Origin of the sequence: Pseudomonas sp. B5(2017) (genome assembly GCF_002112825.1) — a bacterium.
In the GTDB taxonomy this organism is placed as follows: Bacteria; Pseudomonadota; Gammaproteobacteria; order Pseudomonadales; family Pseudomonadaceae; genus Aquipseudomonas; species Aquipseudomonas putida_Z.
The window spans coordinates 305172-322847 of sequence record NZ_NEIR01000005.1; the positions used below are offsets into that span (position 1 = coordinate 305172).

Consider the following 17676-nt stretch of genomic DNA (forward strand, 5'->3'; position numbering starts at 1 on the left):
ATGGCCAGCACGAATACCAGCCACTTCCAGCGCTTCATCGAACGCGCCCGCGAGCGCAGGCAGCTTGTGGTGCAGCCGCGCATGGGTTTCGCCGACATCCCCAGCATGCGTGCTGGCCTGGAGGCCGTGGCCCGCCAACCGGACGCCCTGGGCACCATCACCCTCGACAGCTACACCCGTGTCGGCGATTACCAGAGCGCCCTGCGCTGCCTCAACGACGGCAGCCCGCTCAATGGCTTTCCCATCGTCAGCCACCCGCTGGAAGCCCTGCGCGGCATGCTCGACGGCCTCTACAGCGAGCACTTTCCGATCCAGGTACGCCATGGCACGGCCCAGCCGCAGAACATCTTCAAGCGCATGGCCGCAGTTGGCCTGGATGCCACCGAAGGCGGCCCTGTGTCCTACTGCATGCCCTACAGTCGCTTGCCGCTGCTGCGTGCGGTGGACGCCTGGGGACAAAGCTGCCGTGCGCTGGCCGAGGGCACCGCGCATGGCCATATCGAGAGCTTCGGCGGCTGCCTGCTGGGTCAGTTATGCCCACCCTCGATGCTGCTGGCGGTCGGCCTGCTCGAAACCATGTTCTTTCGCCAGTACGGCATCCGCAGCGTGTCGCTGAGCTATGCCCAGGGCACCAGCATGGCCCAGGACCAAGGCGCGCTGCGCGCCTTGCGCCAGTTGGCGGCGCACTACTTGGGCGATATCCATTGGCACGTGGTGGTGTACACCTACATGGGCGTGTTCCCCTGCACCGAACATGGCGCCCGCCGGTTGATCGTCGACAGCGCCCGCCTGGCACAGGCCACCGGTTGCGAACGGCTGATCGTCAAGACCGTGGCCGAAGCCCGACAGATTCCCTCGGTGCGCGACAACCTTCAGGCGCTGGACATGGCCAGCAGCAGCGCGGCGCAGGCACCAGCGGCGCTCGATCCTGCCAACCAGGGCTATTACGAGGAAATCCTGATGGAAACCAGGCAACTGGTCGACGCCGTGCTCGACCTGCACGCCGACCTGGGCATTGCGCTGCTGCAGGCCTTCGCCCGAGGTTTGCTGGATATTCCCTACTGCCTGCACTCCGACAACGCCGGCCGCGCCACCACCCTGATCGACGACCACGGTGCGCTGCGCTGGGCCACCCTGGGCGGCCTGCCGCTTGCGCGTAGCCACGCGGCAGGCAACGCCGAACACGGCGTGCGCGCCGACCAACTGTTCCAGATGCTGCACTACATGGTGAACCGTTATGACCAACCCTTGCATTGAACCGGGCCAGCGTCCACTGGTACTGGTGGACGCCTACTCCACCGGGGCCTTTCTCGCTCGTGCCCTGGCCGAGCACCGTCCGCTGCTGCACGTGAGCTCGCGACGGGACATGCCGGCCGCCTTCGCCGCCAGCTGCCCGCAGGCCCTGTTCGCCCAGCGCTACCAACTGCACGAGGTCGGCTTCGAGCCACTGTGTCAGGTGCTGGCGGCCCAGCACCCCGAAGCCGTGCTGACCGGCAGCGAGTTCGGCGTTGAGCTGGCCGATCGCCTGGCCGCCACCCTTGGTCTGCCGGGCAACGACCCGGCGCTGTCGGCAGCGCGCCGCGACAAGGCGCTGATGGCCGAGCAGGTGGCCGCCGCAGGTCTGCCGGTGGCAGCGCAATTGCGCACCGGCAGTGCCGAGCAGGCCTGCGCCTGGTTCCAGGCCCAGGGTCCGCGGCCGGTGGTGGTCAAGCCGCTGGACAGCGCTGGCTCCGACCAGGTGTTCATCTGCCGCAACGCCAGCCAGGTCCGCGATGCCGCCGACGCTATCCTCGGCGGCACCAACCTGATGATGTGCGACAACCATGAAGTGCTGGTGCAGGAGTACCTCGAAGGGGACGAGTACGTGATCAACACCGTCAGCCACCAAGGCCGGCACTGGCTCAGCGATGCCTGGCGCTGCACCAAGACCCTGAGCGAGGATGGGCGAAAGATCTACGACAGCGAATACCTGCTGGCCCCCGACGACCCGTGGCTGGAGGCCCTGGTCGGCTATGTCGAGGGCGTGCTCGATGCCCTGGCTATCGGTGAGGGTCCGGCACATACCGAGGTGATCCTCACCGCCGCCGGGCCACGCTTGCTGGAAACCGGCGCGCGCCTGTCCGGCCTGGCCAACCCACCCGCCCTGCAGGCTGCCACCGGCGCCGACCAGGTCAGCCTGACCGTCGAGGCATGCCTGACCCCAGCGCGCCTGCTGCAGCGCCCACGGCGCTATCGCCAGCTGCAGGCGGCCTGCACCCTCAACCTGATCGCCCGCGGCCAGGGTCGCTTCGACCTGGGCCGGGTAACCTCGCACCTCGACCAGCTGGCCTCTTACCACAGCGCCCGCTGGCGTTTCAGCGACGGCCGCGCCCTGGCGCCGACCGTCGACCTCAACAGTTCGCCGGGGGCCGTGTTCATGGTCCATCCGCAACCTGACCGCATCCGCCAGGACCAACTCGCCTGGCGGACGTGGGAGCAAGACTGGCTGTAACCGGGAGCCCCGATTACCGGGGCCGTTTCACCACTAAGGAGACACTGATGAGCACGCATATCCGTAACGGACGAATGACTGTCCCGCAACTGGTGGCCATGAAAGGCCGTCAGAAGATCGTCTCGCTGACGGCATACTCCAGCGCGATTGCCCAGGTAATCGACCCCGTGGTCGACTTCATCCTGGTCGGTGACTCCACCGCGATGGTCGGCTACGGACGCAGTTCTACTCTGGGCATGCGCCTGGACGAGACCATCGCCCATACCCGCGCGGTGGTCGACAGCACGCGCCTGGCCTGCGTGATCGCCGACATGCCGTTCGGCAGCTATCAGGAGAGCCCCGAGCAGGCGTTTCGCAACTGCGCCGAGGTGCTTGCCCGTACCGGCTGCGCCGGGGTGAAACTGGAAGTCAACCAGGTGCTGGCCGGCACCGTGGAATTTCTGGTGGAACGCGGTGTGCCGGTGATGGCGCACATCGGCCTGATGCCGCAGTTCGTCAACGTCATGGGCGGCTACAAGGCCCAGGGCATGAGCTCGGAAAGCGGCGCAGCATTGATGGCCGATGCACGCGCCAACCTGCGGGCGGGCGCCTTCGCGCTGCTGCTCGAAGGCGTCGCCGAGCCGGTGGCCCGGGCCATAACCGAGGCCAGCGACAAGCCAACCATCGGTATCGGCGCCTCCCCGACCTGCGATGGCCAGGTGCTGGTCACCGAGGACCTGCTGGGCTTGGGGGGTGAGCATGTGCCACGGTTCGTCAAGCAGTACGCCGATGTCGCCGGTGTGATTCGCAAGGCCTGCACGCACTTCGCAGACGAGGTGCGTGACGGCACCTTCCCGACGCTTGAGCACTGCTACGGCGTCTGAGCCTCGTCCTGGATCGCCTTGACCAGGCGCTGCAGCGCCTGGGGAATGTCCTTGCTCCAGTCCAGCGTGTAGCACAAGCGCAGATGGCTGCGCCACAGGCCCCGCTGACTGAAGATTTCCCCGGGCGCGATGACGATGCGCTGGCTCAGCAGGCGCTGGAATACCCGGCGCATTTCCACCGGCCGGGTCGCTTCCAGCCACAGGCTGGCCCCGCCCTGGGGCGCGACCCAGCGCAGGCAACCTTGGCCGTGGAGCTCCAGCAGGCCCTGCATGTGCTGCATGCGTTCGCGCAGCATGGCGCGTAGCAACTGCAAGTGCTGGTCAACCCGGCGGGTGGTGTACATCTTGGCGATGGCCTTCTGGCGTATCGGCGATAGGCGGAAGGCACGTTCCAGAAACAGCTGCTGCAACTGCTCGGTTTGGCGCCGACACAGCAGGTATCCATAGGGCGCCTCGGATCCGATGACTTTGTCGAGCGTGGAAAACACCAGCAAGCGGTTGGGGTCGGCGAAGTCACGATAGCGGGCCGGCGAGGCCTCAAAGCAGAACTCGCCGTAGCCATCGTTCTCGAACAGCCACACATCCCGCTCGGCCAGCCAGCGGGAGATCTGCCGCTTGTCCGCGGCCGGCATCAACCCGCCCTGGGGCACATTGGTGGCCGACGACAGCACCGCCAGGCGCACGGGCTGGGCATGCAGCAACTGACGGAACTGCTCCAGGTCGAAACGGCCGTCGGCGCGCAATGGCACCTCGACGATGGTCATGCGCGCAGCCAGCAACTGCCGCAGCACCGCCCAGGAACAAGGCGACTCGACCAGCGCCACCTGGCCTTCCAAGCCCAGGGCGCGCAACGACAGCTCGAGGATGCTGCGCAGGTCCGAGCCGATGAACACATGCTCGGCATGCCAGTAGCGCTGGGGCGAGCGAGTGTAGCGGTCGGCCAGCACACCGCGCAGCTCCGGCTCGCCGAACGGCTGGTACAGCGGCGCATGGGAGCGGGGGTACTGGCGCGCCAGTTCACGCTCGATCATCAGCAGCGGTTTCTCCAGCGACAGCAGCATGGCCGGCGCGTCGCTGCTCAGGGCCAGCATGCCGGGCTGGCGGGCGCTGGAAAACACCGTATCGAGCAGGCTGGGTGAACATTCGCCGTGCAGCGGCGCCTTGCTGGCTCGGGTGAAATAACCGAGCCTGGGCCTCGCGTATACCCGGCCCTCGTCTTCGAGCAGCGAATAGGCGTACTTGGTGGAGGACACCGACACGTTCAGGCGCTGGGCCAGCTGGCGCAACGACGGCAGGCGCTGTTCAACGTCCGACGGTGAGGCCTCGATCCAATCGAGCAGGTACCGGTACACGGCCTGGTAGGTGTAGTGGGACTTGGTGTTGTTGTCTGCTTCCATACTCACGGGGTCACTTGTGAAAAAGCGCAGGCACAGGTTACACGCGAATCCCGCGCGCTGCGCTACGCCCCGGGCTGTAGGTATGAACCTTGCTCAGGACGGGACAGAAGCACAGAAAGGCCCCGGCAACTCGCCCGGGGCTTTTTCGTTTGTGCGACATGTCGCGTTTCTGGCACTCCCGTGCCACGGGTCATTGGTGTTAGCGTGGGCGTCTTCCCGTTTCCCGACGGGTAACCCACAACAATGATTGGCGAAGGAATGCGCACAACCATGCACCTGAAAAAACTTACCGCCACCACCCTGCTGCTGGCCAGCATCGGCCTGTTCACCCAACCGGCACAGGCCAACCTTACCCAGCAGCAGTCCGCGGCCATTGTCAAAGCCTTCGACGGCAGCGACCCAAGCGACTTCAAGCAGTTCCTCGGCAAGCTCAAAGGCAGCGACCTGGCCAAGGCCGACAACCTCGCGGCAACCCTGGATGCCTACCTGGCCGGCAAGCCACTGGCCGCCGAGCAGCAGAACGAGATCAACCGCCTGCTCGGCCTGTATACCCGCATCAAGTACGGCAAGGCTGCCAGCGAAACCCTGCGTGAACTGGTGGCCATCCCCACCTTCAACGTCGAAGGCACGCCGCAGCACGAGAACCCCGAGTTCCTCAGGATCGCCGACAAGATCAAGGCCCTGGCCGACAGCTTCGGCCTGGCTTTCCGCAATATCGACAACAGGGTGTACGAGATTTCGCTGGGCAGCGGCAAGGAAGTGGTCGGCATCCATGCCCACGCCGACGTAGTGCCGGTCAACCCGGACAACTGGAAGCTGGCCGATGGCACGCGCCTGGACCCGTTCAAGGTCACCCTGGTCGGTGACCGCATGTACGGCCGCGGCACCGAAGACGACAAGAACGGCATTGTCGTGGCGATGTACGCGCTGAAAGTGGCCAAGGACGAGAACCTGCCGCTGGCTCGCCAGTTCAAGCTGCTGATCGACACCACTGAAGAAACCAGCGGTGATGCCATCCCCTACTACTTCGAACGCAACCCCACGCCCGACTACAACCTGGCCCTCGATGGCGGCTACCCGGTGGTCATCGCCGAGAAAGGCTACGGCACGATCATGGCCAGCTTCAGCAAGCGCCAGGCCAGTGGCAAGGGTGCCGAGATCGTCAACCTGACCGGCGGCCTGGCCACCAACCAGATCCCGACAACCTCGGTCGCGACCTTGGTCACCGACAACCCGGCGAAGCTGGCCAGCCAGCTGGAAAAAGCCGGCGCCGATTACGTGAAGCGCAATGGCGGCGACTTCAGCATAGCCGCCAAGGCCGATGGCAAGCAGGTGTTGCTCACCGTGACCGGCGTGTCCGCCCACTCTTCGGAGCCGGAGTCCGGGGTCAACCCGGTGGCGCGCATGCTTGGTTTCATCAACGGCCTGGGCAAGGATGTGCCGCTCAAGCACAACCACTTCACCGATGCCGCCCGCTATGCCACCGACAACTGGGGCCTGGACTACCTGGGCAACAAGCTCGGCGTGGCCTTCAAGGATTCGTTCATGGGCCCGCTGACCGCCTCGCTGACCTTTGTCGGGGTGGATGAAAAAGGCCTGAAACTGGCGGTGAACCTGCGCATTCCGAAAGGCAAGCCAATTGCCACGATCAAGGACGAACTGGCTGACAAGCTGGGCAAATGGACCCGGCAGAGCCATACCTCGGTGGCCTTCGACTACAGCCTGGACGAGCCGATGTACCGCAACCCCGAGGGCGAATGGGTCAAGGCCTTGCTTGATGTGGCCACCGAGAACCTGGGCATGAAGCACGAGTTCGGTACCTCGGCGGGTGCCACCTCGGTACACGACTTGCCTAACGGCGTGCAGTTCGGCCTGGCCATGCCGGATGTGAAGTACACCGGGCACAACGACAACGAGTTCAAGACCGTTGAGCAGTTCATGCTGGACTTGCAGGTGGTGAGCGAGATGGTGGCGCGGATCGGGCAGATGCCGAAGCTCTGAGCCAACTCTACCGGCCTCTTCGCGGGCATGCCCGCGAGGAGGCCGGCACAGGCGACCGCTCATGACGTTTTTCAATCGACTCGATGCCGTTTCCTGCATTGCCGTGCAGAGCGCCGTGCCGGATGCTTTATTTACTCCGAGACATCGCTTTTTTCACCCGCAGAGGCCCGTATGAAGACCGTCGAACAAATCCTCAAGACCAAGTCCCAGCACCAGACCGTGTACACCATCGGCCCGGATGACTCGGTACTCGACGCCCTGAAGCTGCTGGCGGAGAAAAACGTCGGTGCGCTACCGGTGGTCGAGGCCAACCAGGTAGTGGGTATCGTCAGTGAACGGGACTATGCGCGCAAACTGGTGCTGAAGGGCCGCTCGTCCGCCGCCACCCCTGTGCGCGAGATCATGAGTGCGCCGGTGGTCACCGTGGAACCGAAGCAGAACCTCGAGTACTGCATGAACCTGATGACCAACCGCCACCTGCGCCACCTGCCGGTGGTCAGCAATGGCGAGCTGCTCGGCCTGCTGTCGATCGGTGACCTGGTCAAGGAAACCATCGCCGAACAGGCAAACCTGATCCTGAAACTGGAGCAATACATCCGCGGCGAATGAAGCACCTCAGTGGTAGGCGCGCTCCAGCTCGTCCAGCTGATGGTCGAAACTGCGCAGGCGCGCCGACCAGGTGTACACCAGCACTTCCAGGTCCCGGTTGAGCACGGCGGTGTTGCCATGGCCGCTGCGGGTCGGCTCTCCCACATCCAGCTGGTAGCGTTCACGGGCCATGGCCTGGGCCACGCTGGACAGGTCGCGGGCATTGGCCAGCCAGTGGTGATGGTGGTCATGAATTTCGCGATCGAGCAAGCGGCACTGGCGTTTCAGGGCATCCAGGCTCTGCTCCAGCGGCGTGCCCTTGAGCTCGCCCATGACCTCTTCGAAGGTGCGCCCCGAATGCCAGTAGCTGCCCCAGAAGTAACGGTCGAACACCGTCTCGACGCGGCGTAGCGCGACCTTGGTGTTCCAGATGGTCAGCAACGTTCGCCCCTGCACCACCTCACGCTTGTTCAGGTGCAGTTGCTGCCAGGCGATCCAGGCCAGCGCCACCAGTGCAACCGCCACAGTGACAGCGGCAGCGGCATACAGGAAATGCACCGCCTGGTTCATCTGTTGCGTTTGCCGTATGCCGTAGAAATAACTGGCCGTCAACGTGCCCAGGATCGTCACGGAGCACCAGAAGCCTGGTGCGTAGGGATCTTTCATCGCGCTATCCCCTTGTTGTTTTCCTGAGCATAGCAACGGCCAATCACTCGTCAGGCACCACTCGGCGCTTTATTTTTTGCTTGGATGCAGCGCCTCGTTCAGTTGGTCGATCATCGGAATCCAGTCGTCATCAGCGATGTACTTCTCTTTCAGGAAATCGCGCTGTGAATCGTTCCAGAAAGGCGCGTCAACCAGCTTTATATCGTCGTCGAGCGGCGAATGGGTGGTGATGAAACGGTCGATATCGACCGGATCGTCAGACAGCCCCAGCTGTTTGAAAATCTCGGACAAAGGATGAATCGGCTTATCCATGGTTCCTCCTCGTCGCCAGACCGGTCGTCGACGATGCCGGCCCGGCATGGGTTGAGAGCATCAGCTGAGCTCACGCACTTCGGCGCGCGGCACCAGCTTCAGATATTGCTCCATGCTCATGTGGATCAGGTGATCGTGATCACCCGCCTCCAGATAGACATCGCCTTGGCGGGTAAGACTCGAATCAAGCAGCATCTTTATCTGGTAGGCATCGCCAAGCGCCGGTACGGCACCGCGCTCGCAGTCGCCGAACAGGCTCGGCAGGCCGCTTTCACGGGTCAGTTGCCAGGCCCCGGACATGCGTACCTTGGTCATGTCCAGATGCCGGTTGGCCGGTAGCACGGCCATGATGTAGTTGCCATGACGGTCATCGAGCATCACCGACTTGGCGACCCGCTCGGCGGGCACGCCGGCCGTACGGGCCGACTCCAGGCTGGTGGCCGAATGTGGATGGGGAATGATGTCGTAATCGCAGTTGGCCTTGTCCAGGCGATCCTGCAGGGTCTTTGCCATACGCATGATGCACCTCCGGTTTCGCCCCCCAATTTCCAATTTTAGGTCGGGTACCAGCAGGCAGGGCTAAACTTGTGCAATAGAGGCAAACGAGGTGACGACAGGTGATCACCCGCTGCTGGCGCTGGCTGTTGCTGCTGTTGCTGCTTGGTATCACGCCAGGCGGCTGGGCAGCGCCCGGTACAGTATGGGTGCTGGGCATCGATGACGCCATCGGCCCGGCCAGCGCCGACTACCTGGTGCGCAGCCTCGACCAGGCCAAGGCGCAGGGTGCGCAACTGGTGGTTATCCGCATGGACACCCCGGGCGGGCTGGACAGCGCCATGCGCCAGATGATCAAGGCGATTCTCGCCAGCCCCGTGCCGGTCGCAACCTTCGTCGCCCCCAGTGGTGCCCGCGCCGCCAGCGCTGGCACTTATATCCTCTATGCCAGCCATGTCGCGGCCATGGCGCCCGGTACCAACCTGGGCGCCGCAACCCCCGTGCAGATAGGCGCCCCGCCAGGCACGCCCAAGGACGACAAGGCCAAAGGCAGCGATGACGAAACCCTCGCGCGCAAGCAGGTCAACGATGCGGCAGCCTACATTCGTGGCCTGGCGCAGCTGCGCGGGCGCAATGCCGACTGGGCGGAGAAGGCTGTGCGCGAGGCGGTCAGCCTGTCCGCCAGCGAGGCCTTGCGGCTCGACGTGATCGACCTGGTGGCCGATGACCTGCCCGACCTGCTGCGCAAGCTCGATGGCAAAACGCTCACTGTCGCTGGCCAGCCCCAGCAGCTGCAGACTGCCGGCGCCAGCCTGGTCGAGCACCTGCCGGACTGGCGCACACGGGTGCTGGCGGTCATCACCAACCCCAGCGTGGCGCTGATCCTGATCATGATCGGTGTGTACGGCCTGCTGTTCGAGTTCATGAACCCCGGCTCGACGGTAGGCGGCGTGGTCGGCGGCATCTGCCTGCTGCTGGCGCTGTATGCCCTGCAGCTGTTGCCCGTGAGCTTCGCCGGGGTGGCGCTGATATTGCTCGGCATCGCCTTCATGATCGCCGAAGCCTTCCTGCCCAGTTTCGGCGTGGTCGGCTTTGGCGGCATCGTCGCCTTCGTGGTCGGCGCGCTGATCCTGATCGACACCGATGCCCCTGGTTTCGGCATCCCGCTGGCCCTGATCGGCACCTTGGCGGTGCTCTCGGCGCTGCTGATCGGCGGTGTGCTGGGCATGGCCCTCAAGGCCCGCCGACGGGCGCTGGTCAGCGGTGACGCCGGCCTGGTCGGCAGCCTGGTCACCGTCACCCAAGTGATGGCGGGCAACCCGTTCTGTGGCTTTGTGCTGGCCCAGGGCGAGCAATGGCAGGCGCAGTGTGCAACGCCACTGCAAGCGGGCCAGAACGTGCGGGTGACCGCGCGCCATGGCGTCATGCTGGAAGTGAGCGCCGCCGCGCCCGCGGCGCAAGGAGAATGACCATGTTCATGCAATTGGGCTTCGGCGCGGTGCTGATCGTGCTGGCGATGCTGTTGCTGTCGGCATTCCGCATCCTGCGCGAGTACGAGCGCGGCGTGGTGTTCCAGCTGGGGCGCTTCTGGCAGGTGAAGGGGCCGGGGCTGATCCTGTTGATCCCGGTGATCCAGCAAATGGTGCGGGTCGACCTGCGCACCGTGGTGCTGGATGTACCACCGCAGGATGTGATCACCCGCGACAACGTCTCGGTCAAGGTCAACGCCGTGGTCTACTTCCGCGTGCTCGACCCGCAGAAGGCGATCATCCAGGTCGAGGACTTCCTCGTGGCGACCAGCCAGCTGGCCCAGACCACGCTGCGCGCGGTGCTCGGCAAGCACGAACTGGATGAACTGTTGGCCGAACGCGAGCAGCTGAACTCGGACATTCGCCAGGTGCTGGATGCACAGACCGATGCCTGGGGCATCAAGGTGGCAAACGTCGAGATCAAGCACGTCGACCTCAACGAATCGATGGTGCGTGCCATTGCCCGCCAGGCCGAGGCCGAGCGTGAACGACGGGCCAAGGTGATCCATGCCGAGGGTGAGTTGCAGGCGTCGGAGAAATTGATGCAGGCGGCGCAGATGCTGAGCAAGGAGCCGGGGGCGATGCAGTTGCGTTACATGCAGACGCTGGGGACGATTGCGGGGGACAAGAGCTCGACCATCGTCTTTCCGCTGCCGGTGGATTTGCTCAAGGGGTTGGTGGACAAGCAGAAATAGCAAAGGCCGCCATGCGATCCCTGTAGGAGCGGCCTTGTGTCGCGATGGGCTGCAAAGCAGCCCCCGGGCCTATCAGACTGGTGCGCGGCGCAGGGTCGCCAGGAAGGTGGCCGCACCAATGAACAACCCGGCGAACGTCCGGTTCAAACGCTTCTGCTGCTTGGGCGTACGCAGCAAGCGCAAAACCCGCGCAGCCAACCCGGTGTACCCCGCCATCACCAGCATGTCCACGGTGACCATGGTCACGGTGATCGCCACATACTGCGGCAACAGCGGTTCATGCGGGTTGATGAACTGCGGCAGCACCGCCAGCATGAACACCAGTGCCTTGGGGTTGCTGACGTTGACCAGGAAGCCACGGAACACCAGGCTCAGCGGTTTACCGATAGGGCGCACGGCGGATTCATCGCTCATGTCCATCGGCAAGGCTCGCCATTGCTTGTAGGCCAGGTAGACAAGGTAGGCGACGCCGAACCATTTGATGATCTGGAAGGCCGTGGCCGAGGCGGCCAGGATGGCGCCGACGCCGGCGGCGATGATGGCGATCTGCACGATCAGGCCCAGTTGCAGGCCCAGGGCGTTCCAGTAACCACGCCAGAAGCCGTATTGCAGGCCGCTGGACATCGAGGCAATCGCCCCGGCACCGGGTGAAAGGCTGATCACCCAACAGGCGGCAAAGAAGCCCAACCACACTTCCATCGACATCACACACCTCGCTCGAACATATGTTGCAAAACGTTAAGCTAAGGTGTTGGTGAAAAAATAACCAGCGATTTCTGAAGGATTTGTATTGCCTGTGCTGGCCTCTTCGCGGGTGAACCCGCTCCCACAGGTATCGCGCTGTCCCCAAGGGCTGCGGAACTCCTGTGGGAGCGGGTTTACCCGCGAAGAGGCCGGTGCAGGTTCAGTCAGCCTCGGCGGACGACTCTTTTTGCATGGACTGCACCTCAGCCCCGCGCCAGCGCCGTACCGACTTCTGGAAGAACTGGCTATTGGGCACCTGCACCAGCGCCCCGCCCGCCTCGGGCATTTCCATCAGGGTGGTGAACAGCAGGTTGATGGCAATCACCCGGCCCTTGACGCCCGGCTTGTCCAGGGTGTCGACCAGTTCGACCACGTCACCAATACGAAACGGCCCGACGGTGAAGATCAGCACCGCGCAAAGCAGGTTGGACAGCACACTCCACATGGCGAAGAAGGCCACCGCCGCCACCGCGACGAAGCCGGACAGTGCTGTCCACAGCACAGTCGCCGATACACCCAGGCGCTCCAGCACAAACAGCAACGCGCTGCCCATGATCAGCCAGCGCAGGCCGCCACGCACCGGCACCAGCAGTTCCGGCGGCAACGGGTAACGCTGGCCCAGGCGGCTCAGCCCGCGTGCAACGATGCGCTGCAGGACGAAGGCCGCTACCAGGATCAACAGGATCTGCAAGCCCAGCCAGAAGGTGTCCATCCATTGCCCTGGCAGCAGCGAACGCAGTTCCTCCATCAGGACAGCGCCTCGAGCTCGGCCTGCATGCTTTCGAGGGTTTCCAGCGCTTCCATCCAGGCCTCTTCCAGTTCGCCTTCGCGCTGCTTCAGCTTGGTCTGGCGCGCCAGCAGGTCACGCAACTCGTCCTTGCGCGACGCGTCGTAGAGGCCACCATCACCCAGCGCGGTCTCGATCTCGGCCAGTTGCGCGTGCACCTGGTTGAGCTCGGCTTCCAGCTTGTCAGCGGCCTTCTTGTGCGGGGCCAGTTGCTGGCGCAAGGCTGCGGCAGCCTGGCGTTGGGCCTTCTTGTCGGTCTTGTCCGGGTTGACCGGGGCGGTACTGGCCGGCGCGCTGCGCTGGCGGTACTCGACCAGCCAGCGGCTGTAGTCGTCCAGGTCACCATCGAAGATGTCGACCTTGCCGTCAGCCACCAACAGGAAGTCGTCGGTAGTGCTCTTGAGCAGATGGCGGTCGTGCGACACCACCACCACGGCACCGGCAAACTCCTGCAGGGCCATGGTCAGCGCCAGGCGCATTTCCAGGTCGAGGTGGTTGGTCGGTTCGTCGAGCAGCAGCAGGTTCGGTCGCTCCCAGGCGATCAGGGCCAACGCCAGGCGGGCCTTCTCGCCACCGGAGAAGTTCACCACCGGCTCGTCGACGCGATCGCCATGGAAGTCGAAGCCGCCCAGGAAGTCGCGCAGGGTCTGCTCACGCTCGGTGGGGGCAATGCGCTGCAGGTGCAGTAGCGGGCTGGCCTTGTCGTCCAGCGAATCCAGCTGGTGCTGGGCGAAGTAGCCCACGGCCAGGTTCTCACCCCGCACCAGGCGGCCCGACAATGGTTCGAGCTCGCCTGCGAGGTTCTTGATCAGGGTCGACTTGCCAGCGCCGTTGGGGCCGAGCAGGCCAATGCGCGCACCGGGGGTGAGCTGCAGCTTGACCTTGTCGAGGATCGCCTTGTCACCGTAGCCCAGGCGGCCTTCGGACAGGCTGAGCAGCGGGCTGGAGATTTTCTGCGACTCGCGGAAAACGAAGTCGAACGGCGAATCGACATGCGCCGCCGATAGCTCCTCCATGCGCTCCAGGGCCTTGATCCGGCTCTGTGCCTGGCGGGCCTTGGTGGCCTGGGCCTTGAAGCGGGCAATGTACTTTTCCATGTGCGCACGCTGGGCCTGCTGTTTCTCGTAGGCCTGCTGCTGTTGCGCCAGGCGCTCGGCCCGGGTGCGCTCGAAGGCGGTGTAGCCGCCTTTGTACAGGTTCAGCTTGCGCTGCTCGACGTGCAGCACATGGTCGACCACGGCATCGAGGAAGTCGCGGTCGTGGGAGATCAGCAACAACGTGCCGGGGTAGCCCTTGAGCCAGTCCTCCAGCCACAGGATAGCGTCCAGGTCCAGGTGGTTGGTGGGCTCGTCAAGCAGCAGCAGGTCGGACGGGCACATCAGGGCCTGGGCCAGGTTCAGGCGCATCCGCCAGCCACCGGAGAAGTCGCCGACGCGGCGGTCCATCTGTTCGTTGGTGAAACCAAGGCCGGCCAGCAACTTGCGTGCGCGGGCGTCGGCGGTATAGCCGTCGGCGCTATCCAGCTCAATGTGCAGGCGCGCCAGGGCGGTACCGTCGTGGGCCTGCTCGGCCGCGGCCAGTTCGGCCTGGACCTTGCGCAGGCGCACGTCACCGTCGAGCACATAGTCCACGGCCAGGCGGTCGAGGGTATCGACTTCCTGGCGCATGTGGGCGATGCGCCAGTCACCGGGCAGCTGGCAATCGCCGGCATCGGGCGACAGCTCACCGCGCAGCAAGGCGAACAGGCTGGATTTTCCGGCGCCGTTGGCGCCGATCAGGCCGGCCTTGTGACCGGTGTGCAGGGTCATCTCGGCGCCTTCTAGCAAGCGCTGCGGACCACGCTGTAAAGTGAGGTTGGATAGTCTGATCATGATGGTCGCGGAGTCTACCAGCTTCCTCGGCCCATAGCGCGAGTGGAACCATGCACACCGACCTGTGGAATCACGCCCTGGCCCTGTACGCCAGGCCCGGCGTAGAAGCCGCCTGCCTAGACTTGCAGGCGCTGGGTGGCGATGTCTGTCTGCTGCTGTGCGCAACCTGGCTGCAGGCGCATGGCGTGGCCGTGCGGGACGAACGCGTGCAGGCATTGCGCGAGGTTACCGAGCCTTGGCAGCGCGAAGTGGTCAACCCGTTACGTAGCTTGCGCCAACAATGGCGAGCAGCAGCGCAAGGTGATGCGCAGCTGGCGGCGTTGCGTGAGCAGGTGAAAGGGTTGGAGTTACAGGCCGAGAAAGCCTTGCTGGAACGCTTGCAGGAGCGTTCGCGACAGTGGCCGGTGGGCGCCCATGAGCCCATGGAAAACTGGCTGGACCAGCTGGCGCCGGCCCAGGCCCGCCACCACGACGCGCTGGTTCGGTTGCGCGTCGCGGCGGCAGCGCTTCAGGACGCCGAAGACGGTGCCTGAGCCGGGGTGCTGGCAGGTGCCGATGGCGCTACCGAAGCTGCCGGGGTGGCCGAGTTGGTCGCGGCGGCCGGAGTGCTGGCGGCTGGCGTAGCCGGTTTGGCTTCGGCTGGCTTGCTGGCAACAGGCTTGGCAGCTGCTGGCTTGGCGGCGGGTTTGGCAGCCGTACGTGCTGGGGCCTTGGCGGCAGCTGGTTTCGCGGCCGGCTTGGCAGCAGCGGCTTTGGCTGGCGTTTTGGCCGCCGCTGGCTTGGCTGCAGGTTTAGCGGCTGCGGTGGCTTTGGCTGCAGGCTTGGCTGCAGGTTTGGCAGCAGCAGTGGCCTTGGCAGCCGGCTTGGCTGCAGGTTTGGCAGCAGCAGTGGCCTTGGCGGCTGGCTTGGCCGCAGGTTTGGCAGCAGCAGTGGCCTTGGCGGCTGGTTTAGCCGCAGGTTTGGCAGCAGCAGTGGCCTTGGCAGCCGGCTTGGCCGCAGGTTTGGCAGCAGCAGTGGCCTTGGCGGCTGGCTTAGCCGCAGGTTTGGCAGCAGCAGTGGCCTTGGCAGCCGGCTTGGCCGCGGGTTTGGCAGCAGCAGTGGCCTTGGCAGCCGGCTTGGCCGCAGGTTTGGCAGCAGCAGTGGCCTTGGCGGCTGGCTTAGCCGCAGGTTTGGCAGCAGCAGTGGCCTTGGCGGCCGGCTTGGCTGCAGGTTTGGCCGCAGCAGCCTTGGTGACGGGTTTGGCGGCTGCCGGTTTGGAGGTCTTGGCAGCACGCTGGTCAAGCGCCTTGGCTGCAGCTTCGCGAACCTTGCCTACACCTTGGGCCAGCTTGAGGCTGTCCTGGGCATCGCGCTTGAGTTGCTGAATATAAGAACGGGTCTGGGTTTGACGCTCCTTGAGGGAGTCGAGCAGTTCTTCAAGTTCGCCAATGACTTTTTGCGCCTTGGTCTGCGCCTTGGCTTTACCTGCCTTGGCCGCGTCTTGCAGTTTCAGGCGACCGTTGTGCAGTTTTTCCTGGGCCTTGCCACGCTGCTTTTCCAACTTGGCCAGCAGTTTTTCCGCATCAGCCAGCGCTTGCGAGCAGGCATCTTCCAAGTGTTCGAGCAAGCTGCCCGAAAGTTGCTGGAGCAGGTGTAACGGCGTGCTTACTGGCTTCTTTTTAGCCGACATGGTTTACCTCCTGGCTGACGAGATTGCGGCTCATACTATGCTTCTGCTGCTACCGCCGCTAGGGCATGTTGACAGTATTATTTACGCCGCGTTGCATGCCTGGGCAAAGTTGTTATCTTGCAGCTCCGAGCAAGTGTAGTTGCTGAATAAATCATTGCTGATATTTGGCAATTATCTGTACTGCGCAGCCCCCTGCAGGAGCGGCCTTGTGTCGCGATGGGGCGCAGAGCGGCCCCCGGTGTCAGCGCCAGGGCAAATATCGCCGGGGCTGCTCCGCAGCCCTTTCGCGACACAAGGCCGCTCCTACAGCGGGCGTAAAAAGGCGAATACAAATAACGAACACTGGCATACTTCCCCGCTCATTGGCGCAGGAACTGACCATGCCTCGATATCTTGTTTTAGGTTTATGCCTGCTGGCACCCATCGCCTTGGCCGACAGCGAAGAACATGACCTCGCCTACAGTATCGGCGCCAGCCTGGGTGAGCGGCTGCGCCAGGATATGCCGGGCCTGCAACTGGATGCGCTGGTAGAAGGCCTGCGCCAGTCCTACCAGGGGCAACCGCTGAAACTCGACAAGGCACGCATGCAGGCCTTGCTCCAGCAGCAGGAAGCCCAGGAAGGCGACGCCGCCATGCAGAAACTTCAAGCTGCCGAAACACGCTTCATGGCCACCGAGCGTGGTCGTTATGGCGTGCACGAACTACCGGAGGGCGTGCTCTACAGCGAACTGCAAGCAGGTACGGGTGCGCAGCCCAAAGCCGGTGGCAAGGTGCAAGTGCGCTACGTGGGCAGGCTGCCAGACGGCTCGGTGTTCGACCAGAACCAGACGCCCCAGTGGTTCAGCCTGGACTCGGTAATCGAAGGGTGGCAGGTGGCCTTGCCAAAGATGCACACCGGCGCCAAATGGCGCCTGGTGATTCCCTCAGCGCAAGCTTATGGCGCCGAGGGCGCGGGCGACCTGATCGAACCCTATACACCCTTGGTGTTCGAGATCGAACTGCTGGCGGTTGGCGACTGACGCCAACCCTCAGGCCTGGACCGCGCCTTCTTCCTTGTGCGCGTTGTGCAACACTTCGATCAGGCAGTCTTCCAGTTCGAAGCGCTCGTGCAGCAGGCCACCCAGCTTGCCCAGCTTTTCGGCAAAGCGTTCGGTGTCCTTGCATTCACCCTTGGCGCAATGGTCATTGAAGGCCAGTGCGATCTGAGTACTGTCGTTGATCCGTGGGTTGATCTCTTCGGCCAGCTTCAGCGCCTTCTCGTCGCCGAAGGCCTTGGCCTCACTGACCAGCTGCTCGCAGACTTCGAAATGCCACGCCGAAACGTAGTCGACAAGGAGCGTGCAAAACTCCCCGTTCGTGTCCTTGTCGGCGAAGGCCGGCTTGGCAACCCGCAGCGCGCGGAAAGCCTGCACCAGTTCCTGGCGCTCCTCCAGCCAGCGGTCGATCAGTTTGTGAACCCCACCCCAGCGTTCCTGAGCGTTCTGACAACTATCGAGCATGGCGATCTCTTCCCTTCTGGGTAGATGCCGCTGCACCTCGCACCACGACCGTGCAGCACAAAGGTGACA

The 17676-nt window shown here is 64.2% G+C and carries 18 protein-coding genes; 9 read left to right on the forward strand and 9 right to left on the reverse strand.

Annotated elements, in window-relative coordinates:
• The 3 genes from CAG00_RS10175 to panB are packed head-to-tail and all read left to right on the forward strand — an operon-like array spanning position 1 to position 3354.
• Entirely contained in the window at positions 1-1257 is a 1257-nt protein-coding gene (locus tag CAG00_RS10175) for a methylaspartate mutase (RefSeq protein WP_085664188.1), read from the forward strand.
• Complete coding sequence (locus CAG00_RS10180) at positions 1238-2491, forward strand: ATP-grasp domain-containing protein (RefSeq protein ID WP_085664189.1); 1254 nt, start codon at positions 1238-1240, stop codon at positions 2489-2491. The genes CAG00_RS10175 and CAG00_RS10180 overlap by 20 nt, the downstream gene beginning before the upstream one ends.
• Positions 2492-2538: 47 nt before the next feature.
• Entirely contained in the window at positions 2539-3354 is an 816-nt protein-coding gene (gene panB, locus CAG00_RS10185; RefSeq protein WP_085664190.1) for a 3-methyl-2-oxobutanoate hydroxymethyltransferase, read from the forward strand.
• Here panB and CAG00_RS10190 read toward each other — a convergent pair.
• Positions 3342-4751 carry a PLP-dependent aminotransferase family protein gene (locus tag CAG00_RS10190; RefSeq protein WP_085664191.1) on the reverse strand — a complete coding sequence of 470 codons (1410 nt, stop codon included), beginning with the start codon at positions 4749-4751 and terminating at the stop codon, positions 3342-3344. The two genes, panB and CAG00_RS10190, sit on opposite strands and share 13 nt — an antisense overlap.
• Before the next feature lie 270 nt (positions 4752-5021).
• Here CAG00_RS10190 and CAG00_RS10195 point away from each other — a divergent pair, with 270 nt between their 5' ends.
• Both CAG00_RS10195 and CAG00_RS10200 read left to right on the forward strand, forming a co-directional pair.
• On the forward strand, positions 5022-6752 hold the full coding sequence (locus CAG00_RS10195) for a dipeptidase (protein ID WP_085664192.1): 1731 nt from the start codon (positions 5022-5024) through the stop codon (positions 6750-6752).
• A gap of 171 nt (positions 6753-6923) precedes the next feature.
• Positions 6924-7361, forward strand: a complete 438-nt coding sequence (locus CAG00_RS10200; protein WP_025337291.1) for a CBS domain-containing protein — start codon at positions 6924-6926, stop codon at positions 7359-7361.
• Between the two features lie 6 nt (positions 7362-7367).
• Here the strand turns inward: CAG00_RS10200 and CAG00_RS10205 are convergent, their stop codons facing one another.
• The 3 genes from CAG00_RS10205 to CAG00_RS10215 form a co-directional block, all read right to left on the reverse strand.
• Positions 7368-8006 carry an NADH:ubiquinone oxidoreductase subunit N gene (locus CAG00_RS10205; RefSeq protein WP_075044293.1) on the reverse strand — a complete coding sequence of 213 codons (639 nt, stop codon included), beginning with the start codon at positions 8004-8006 and terminating at the stop codon, positions 7368-7370.
• A gap of 69 nt (positions 8007-8075) precedes the next feature.
• Positions 8076-8318: a DUF2789 domain-containing protein gene (locus CAG00_RS10210; protein WP_085591784.1), complete on the reverse strand. Its 243-nt coding sequence runs from the start codon at positions 8316-8318 to the stop codon at positions 8076-8078.
• Between the two features lie 60 nt (positions 8319-8378).
• Entirely contained in the window at positions 8379-8837 is a 459-nt protein-coding gene (locus CAG00_RS10215) for an aminoacyl-tRNA deacylase (RefSeq protein WP_003260230.1), read from the reverse strand.
• 98 nt (positions 8838-8935) lie between these two features.
• Here CAG00_RS10215 and CAG00_RS10220 point away from each other — a divergent pair, with 98 nt between their 5' ends.
• Together CAG00_RS10220 and CAG00_RS10225 are read left to right on the forward strand one after the other, a co-directional pair.
• Positions 8936-10282, forward strand: coding sequence for a nodulation protein NfeD (locus CAG00_RS10220; RefSeq protein WP_085664193.1), 1347 nt, complete (start codon positions 8936-8938; stop codon positions 10280-10282).
• A gap of 2 nt (positions 10283-10284) precedes the next feature.
• Complete coding sequence (locus tag CAG00_RS10225; protein WP_025337287.1) at positions 10285-11037, forward strand: slipin family protein; 753 nt, start codon at positions 10285-10287, stop codon at positions 11035-11037.
• A 72-nt stretch (positions 11038-11109) separates the two neighbouring features.
• On the opposite strand, the gene CAG00_RS10230 is transcribed toward CAG00_RS10225, so the two are convergent.
• From CAG00_RS10230 to abc-f, 3 genes are all read right to left on the reverse strand, one after another.
• Positions 11110-11742 carry a LysE family transporter gene (locus CAG00_RS10230; protein ID WP_046616418.1) on the reverse strand — a complete coding sequence of 211 codons (633 nt, stop codon included), beginning with the start codon at positions 11740-11742 and terminating at the stop codon, positions 11110-11112.
• Positions 11743-11941: 199 nt separating this feature from the next.
• Positions 11942-12529, reverse strand: coding sequence for a mechanosensitive ion channel family protein (locus tag CAG00_RS10235; protein WP_085664194.1), 588 nt, complete (start codon positions 12527-12529; stop codon positions 11942-11944).
• Positions 12529-14439, reverse strand: coding sequence for a ribosomal protection-like ABC-F family protein (abc-f, locus tag CAG00_RS10240; RefSeq protein WP_085664195.1), 1911 nt, complete (start codon positions 14437-14439; stop codon positions 12529-12531). Before abc-f ends, CAG00_RS10235 begins: the two co-directional genes overlap by 1 nt.
• 50 nt (positions 14440-14489) lie before the next feature.
• Here abc-f and CAG00_RS10245 point away from each other — a divergent pair, with 50 nt between their 5' ends.
• The gene (locus CAG00_RS10245; RefSeq protein ID WP_085664196.1) at positions 14490-14972 is read left to right on the forward strand and encodes a TIGR02444 family protein; all 483 of its coding nucleotides are present in this window, start codon (positions 14490-14492) and stop codon (positions 14970-14972) included.
• Here CAG00_RS10245 and CAG00_RS10250 read toward each other — a convergent pair.
• Positions 14948-16108 (reverse strand): AlgP family protein, encoded by a 1161-nt coding sequence (locus CAG00_RS10250; RefSeq protein ID WP_085664197.1) that lies wholly within the window; start codon positions 16106-16108, stop codon positions 14948-14950. The genes CAG00_RS10245 and CAG00_RS10250 overlap by 25 nt on opposite strands.
• A 380-nt stretch (positions 16109-16488) precedes the next feature.
• Here CAG00_RS10250 and CAG00_RS10255 point away from each other — a divergent pair, with 380 nt between their 5' ends.
• A complete protein-coding gene (locus CAG00_RS10255; protein ID WP_085619355.1) occupies positions 16489-17127 on the forward strand; it encodes an FKBP-type peptidyl-prolyl cis-trans isomerase in 639 nt (212 codons plus the stop codon).
• 9 nt (positions 17128-17136) lie between these two features.
• Here CAG00_RS10255 and rsd read toward each other — a convergent pair whose 3' ends face one another.
• Positions 17137-17607 (reverse strand): sigma D regulator, encoded by a 471-nt coding sequence (gene rsd / locus CAG00_RS10260; protein WP_085664198.1) that lies wholly within the window; start codon positions 17605-17607, stop codon positions 17137-17139.
• Between the last annotated feature and the right edge of the window lie 69 nt (positions 17608-17676).